This window comes from uncultured Campylobacter sp., assembly GCF_938018145.1.
In the GTDB taxonomy this organism is placed as follows: Bacteria; Campylobacterota; Campylobacteria; order Campylobacterales; family Campylobacteraceae; genus Campylobacter_A.
This window is the reverse complement of the sequence record NZ_CALIII010000384.1, coordinates 1-5,398: the sequence shown is the minus strand read 5'-3', so window position 1 is coordinate 5,398 and position 5,398 is coordinate 1. Positions and strand designations below refer to the sequence as shown.

The 5,398-nt window shown below is 48.9% G+C and carries 3 protein-coding genes and 1 pseudogene; 2 read left to right on the top strand and 2 right to left on the bottom strand.

Annotation, left to right across the window (positions count from 1 at the left end; all coding sequences use genetic code 11):
- The first annotated feature begins 252 nt into the window (after positions 1 to 252).
- Positions 253 to 1,203, top strand: a complete 951-nt coding sequence (locus tag Q0338_RS08900) for a DUF3137 domain-containing protein (protein ID WP_298086438.1) — start codon at positions 253 to 255, stop codon at positions 1,201 to 1,203.
- 141 nt (positions 1,204 to 1,344) lie between these two features.
- Here Q0338_RS08900 and Q0338_RS08895 read toward each other — a convergent pair whose 3' ends face one another.
- Together Q0338_RS08895 and Q0338_RS08890 are read right to left on the bottom strand one after the other, a co-directional pair.
- Positions 1,345 to 4,344 (bottom strand): molybdopterin-dependent oxidoreductase, encoded by a 3,000-nt coding sequence (locus Q0338_RS08895; RefSeq protein WP_298086437.1) that lies wholly within the window; start codon positions 4,342 to 4,344, stop codon positions 1,345 to 1,347.
- 10 nt (positions 4,345 to 4,354) lie between these two features.
- Positions 4,355 to 5,095 carry a 4Fe-4S dicluster domain-containing protein gene (locus Q0338_RS08890; RefSeq protein WP_298086436.1) on the bottom strand — a complete coding sequence of 247 codons (741 nt, stop codon included), beginning with the start codon at positions 5,093 to 5,095 and terminating at the stop codon, positions 4,355 to 4,357.
- Positions 5,096 to 5,262: 167 nt separating this feature from the next.
- Between Q0338_RS08890 and Q0338_RS08885 the strand changes: the two are divergent.
- Positions 5,263 to 5,398: pseudogene (locus Q0338_RS08885) on the top strand (integrase); the annotation flags it as partial.

Below are 5,398 nucleotides of genomic sequence, written 5' to 3'. Positions count from 1 at the left end.
TTCGGCCGGCCTCTTTGATTTGGCGAGCTTTGCGACCTGCAAATTTGACGAGTCGCTTCTGGGGCTCTGTCAAATTTGATCTCAAATTTACGCTCAAAAAATGGCGGCAAATTTCAAAATTTGCGCCGAGTCAAATTTGACTCCAAAAACCTCAAAATTAAAAAATCCTCACTCAAATTTACCCGACCGATTTACTTTATTTTAAGCCGCGCTCGGTCAAAATTTACGTAAAATTTAATCAAAAGCGACCAAATGACCCTTTCGCAAGCATTTTTATTAACCGTAAAAAAACAAAAAGAGTGCCGAGCTAGAGTCGCGGTATCTCCGATAAGCGTTATTTTGGGCGTCTGCGTCATAGCGCTCTTTTTTATCTTCGGAAATAGATTTGATAGCGATCAGCTCTCGTCATTTGGCTTTATGATGGCGTTTTTGCTTGTTATTTCTCGTTATCTTTTTAAAATACTTAATCACATCGAAAAAGTAGAAAAAGTAAAAGAGGAATACAACGAATTTTACAAAGAAGTTTTCGTCCGCGCACTTATCGGCGAGATAGACGAAAGCTTTACGTATAGCGCCTACGGCGGCATTTCGCAGAGCGAATTTGACGCGGCGGGGATTTATAGACCGAGCACATTTTATAGCGAAGATAGCGTACGCGGCGTCTATAAAGGCGTCAAATTTAACCTGTGCGAGGTCATCAATCACGAGCGCGAATACCCGCGCGTAAATAACAAATACGTCGCCGCCTTCGTCCTGCTAAAATACGCGTTTGACAAGTATTCGGACTTTAAAGGTAGCGTGCTAGTTTGCGAGTTTAACAAGAAATTTCGCGGCAAAACGGTCGCCGTGAGTAAGGATTTTAATACTAAATTTTTAGGCGACAAAGAGCTGCTCGACGATGTCAAATTTAATGAAAATTTTAGAGTTTTTACGACGGATAAGGTGGAGGCGAGATACCTACTCACGCCTGCGTTTATGGGCAAGCTAAATATGCTAAAAGCCTACAAAAACACGCTAAAATCGCCCAGCGTAGCCTTTATGGATAACAAATTTTATCTATTTTGCTTTAGTAGGAGAAATTTTTTCGAGGGACGACTCTTTGAGAGGCTAGACATCACTGAAGCTCGCCGCGAGCAAAGATACGTGAGGCAGATGCTTAGCGTCATTGATGAACTAAATTTAAGTTTAGATATTTATAGGTAAATTTGCCTCAAATTTGCGCGGGTTGCCTTAAAAATACTGCAAATTTGACGCCGTCCACGACAAATTTGCGCTACTTTAAATTTACCGCCCAAGCGTCAAATTTAACGGCGACCAGGCTATGCCCTAGCCGCCGCGTTAAATTTAGCCGATTTTACGGATATTTGCAGGTAGCGCCTGTCTAGCACATGTGCCCACTAGCCAGTCGTTTAGGCTAAATTTACCCTTTCGCTTCGGATCTAGCAGGCCTAGTTTGTTGTGATTTACGCCTTTTTCCGCGCTTTCTAGCCAAAAGGCCGGTTTGCCGTCGATAAAATGCACCCTGGCGCCAAACTCATCGTGTCCAAAACCGTGCTCGAGGCTGATGACGCCGCTAGCAACGCCGTTTGTTACAAAGGCCTCGCCCGTTTGCGAGCCGTACGGCGTCGTGATCTTGACCTTGTCGCCCGTCTTGATACCCTGCTCGCTCGCGATATCCTCGGCGATCCTTACGAAATTTTTCGGATGTATCGCGCGCAGCTTTGGACTAACTATCGTATAGTAGTGCTGAATGTTTGATTTTCTCGAACTTACGAGGTATTTCCACTCGGATTTCGGGAAAAACTTTTCTAGCGGCGTGCCGTCGCTAGCGACCGCAAGGGCTAGAGTCGGCGTGCCGGGCATATACTCGCCCGTGATAGAGTGCCTATGTCCGCCAAGGGGCTCGTAGTAGATCGCAGCAGGCGTGGCGGCGGGTACTTTTACCGTCATTTTATCGCCCGCATAAGCTCTCTCGTAATCGTCAAATCTACCGCCCTTTGCCAGCACGTGCGCGACTTTTGGCTTTTCCTCGTCTTTTAAAAACGGCTCTAGCTTTTTCATGGTTTTTGAAATTTTACTTAGCTTTAGATCCTCTTTACCGATATCCTTTACGCCCTCCCCGTCAAAGGCTAAATTTGCCAGCGCCGCGGCGTAATACTGCTCCTTCGTATCCAGATCCATCGGCTTTCCGTCTTTGTCCTTAAAGGCGCCCTTGCCAAATCCTTTGAGCCCGAGCCTCTTTGCCACCGCGATATAAAAGGCCTCCACGTCGATCACCGTGCCGTCTGCGGCGCGGTCTTGTTTAGCGGCGACGGCCGGATAGCGCACGACCGAGGTTTTAGCGATCGTGCCCCAAAGCGAGTTTGGAAGCGCCCAGTTTTCGAGATTTACTCCGTCTGGCACGATGTAGTCGGCGTAGGCGTTGGTCTCGTTCATAAAGGCGTCGATACCGATGAAAAGCGGTAAATTTTTGCTATCTTTTAGCGCGTCAAGCACTGCGACCTCGAGTCCCGCCTGCCCGTACATCACGTTTGTCATGTAGTTTATAAACGCTTTTACCTTGTACGGATAGCCCGCGGCATGGCTGGTGAGAGTTTCGTTTACTAGCGGCATCGAGATAGGATACCACGGCTGCTGTGCCGGATAGCCGCTGCCGCCGGCTGCGACTTTGCGCTTAAACTCCGAGCTCGTTTCGTAATACTTGCCCGAGCGAGATAAATTTAGTCCGTTTGGCTTGTATGCGCCCTCGAAGCTCTCCAGATCGTATCTGCCCTTTAAAAACTCATGCGTGCCCGCGCTTGCGTTTACGCTGCCGCCCTTGTAGCCGTAGGTGCCCATCAGCGTATTTAGGCAAAATATCGCGTACGTGCTCATCGCCGCTTGCGTGTGCATCATGCCGCCGTGGACGTTGGTGCTGACCTGCCTGCCGTTTTTGGTGAAATTTTCACATAGCCAGAGGATATCATCCACGCTCACGCCGCAAATTTTAGAGTACTCTTTGAGGCTGTGTTTGTAGGCTGATTCTTTTAGCAGCTGCATCGAGCTTTTGACCTCGACTTTTTTGCCGTTAAGCAAAATTTTGCCTTTATAGTAGAGCTTAGCCGGCTCGTTTATCTTGTAGCTTTGGATTTTGCCGCTTTGAGAGCAGACCTGCCACTCGTCGCCAACAAGCGCAAATTTGCCGTAGTCTGGGTGGCCTTTTTGCGTGATGACTAGGTGGGTGGCGTTGCACCAGTGTATCTCGCCGGCTAGCTTTGCTTGCTCTAAATTTGGCTGCATGAGGTAGTTTGCGGCGTATTTTTCGTTTTCGATGATCCAGCGTATCATCGCCATAGCAAGCGCGGTGTCGGTGCCCGGTTTTATACCGATCCAGCGGCCTTTATCGGAGGCGGCGAATTTGACGGCGTTTGTGAGCGTCGGATCTACCACCGCATAGCTGAAGTCATCGTTTGTACTTCTTGCGTGGGCGACCATTTTGGCTTGCTTTTGGAACGGATTTCCGCCGTTTGCCGGCGAGGTGCCCCAGTAGATGGTAAATTTGGAGTTTTCGTAGTCGGGCTTAGTATGGGCAAAGCCCTTTGCATTATGCGCGATCTTGCCGCCGACTCTAAAGCCGCCGCCGCAGATACCGCCGTGGGAGTAGTGATTTATAGTGCCGAAGGATTTTTTGATAAAGCGATCGACGATATCCGAGCGTCCGTCGTAGAGATAAAAGCTCAAAAGCTGGTTGCGCTTGGTGCCGTATTCGGGATTTGCCTCGTCGATGAGCTCGTCTGAGAGTATGGCTCTAAGCCCGTCCACGTGCCCCTCGCCGAAAAGATCTCCGCCCTCGACGACCTCCTCTATGAGCTGCTCGAAGCTGATCTTTTTCCACTTGCCCTCGCCTCTTTTGCCTACTCGCTTTAGCGGCGATAAAATCCTAATAGGCGAAGCTATCATCTCAGGCAGCGCCGCGCCTCTAGCGCATACCGTGGCGCGCCGATCGTCCTCGCCGCTAGCCGTTGTTGCTAGCAGTGCGTCGTTTATCGAGGTATCAAAGCTCGCCCAGTGCACGTTTGATAGCGGGTGATACGGGTTGCCCGTGCATCTTAGCACGCGGTCTGCTTTTTCGTCCACGTGTAGCCGCAGTCCGCACTTTGCCACGCAGCCGTGACACATAGAAAATACCACGCTATGGCCGTCGTTCATCGAAATTTTGCCGTCTTTTACGCTAAATTCGGGCTGAAGCGAGCTGCCCTGCGGTTTATAGTCGTCTTTTATTTTTCCCTCGTCATCCGCTACCGCAGCGGTCGCGCCTACGGCCGAGATCATCGCCGCGTTTTTTAGAAATTCTCGTCTTTGCATTATTTTCTCCTTACAGCGCGATCTCTTCGCTCCAGCTGATCGCTTGTTTGTAGCCTTTTTTAGCCGCCAGTTCCTTGTCGTTCTTAGCCAAAATTTCACTCACGCCGTAGTAAAAAACCTGCGGATGCGTATTTTTCGGACTATCTAGTACCATCGTCTCGTGAGCGGCTAAAAATTTCCTGATATTTGAGTTTTCGTCGTTTAGATCGCCTATTATGCGGCTTCCGCCCACGCAGGTCTCCACGCACGCAGGCAGCAAACCCGCGCGCAGTCTGTGATCGCAGAAGGTGCATTTATCGACCTTATAGGTCTGCATGCTTAGGTATCTGGCGTGATACGGACAGGCCTCGGCGCATAGAGCGCAGCCGATACACTCGGCGCTATTTACTTTGACGATGCCGTTGCTTCTTTGGTGGCTCGCGCCCGTCGGACAAACGTCGATACAGGCTGGATTTTCGCAGTGATTACAAAGGCGCGGCAGCGAGGCAATAACAGCTCGGTTGCCGTCTTTGTCGCTAGCTTCGTACTCCGAAACGATCGTCCTAAAGGCGCCTGCTTGGACGTTGTTTTCCATAGCGCAGTTCATCGTGCACGACTGGCAGCCGACGCAGCGCGTGAGGTCGATGACCATGCCGTAGCGCGGACCTTTGGTTTTTTCAAATTTATTCGGAGCGGCCCTAAGCGCGGTCGCCGCGATAAAAACACCCGCCGCAGCGATAAAGCTACGACGCGAACCTAGCGTTGATTGCATTTTTTCTCCTTTGAATCAAAATGGTTTCGTAACTTTATCATAACTTAACTTAAATGATAATATTAATCTTTTGATTAAAAGTGTTTTTCAGATTACCCCAAAATTTATTTTTTAGAAGCGTTTGGTTATAATGCTTTTCAAATTTTTATAAATTTAAGGAAAATATCTTGAAATACGCGCTTGATTGCAAGGATAGTTTTGAAAACTCGTTTATATTTTGGCTCACGAGATACGTCAAATTTAAGCTTAGCTCGCTCTCAAACAAGGAGCTTCACGACCCAAAGGCGCTAGCAAGCGTAAATT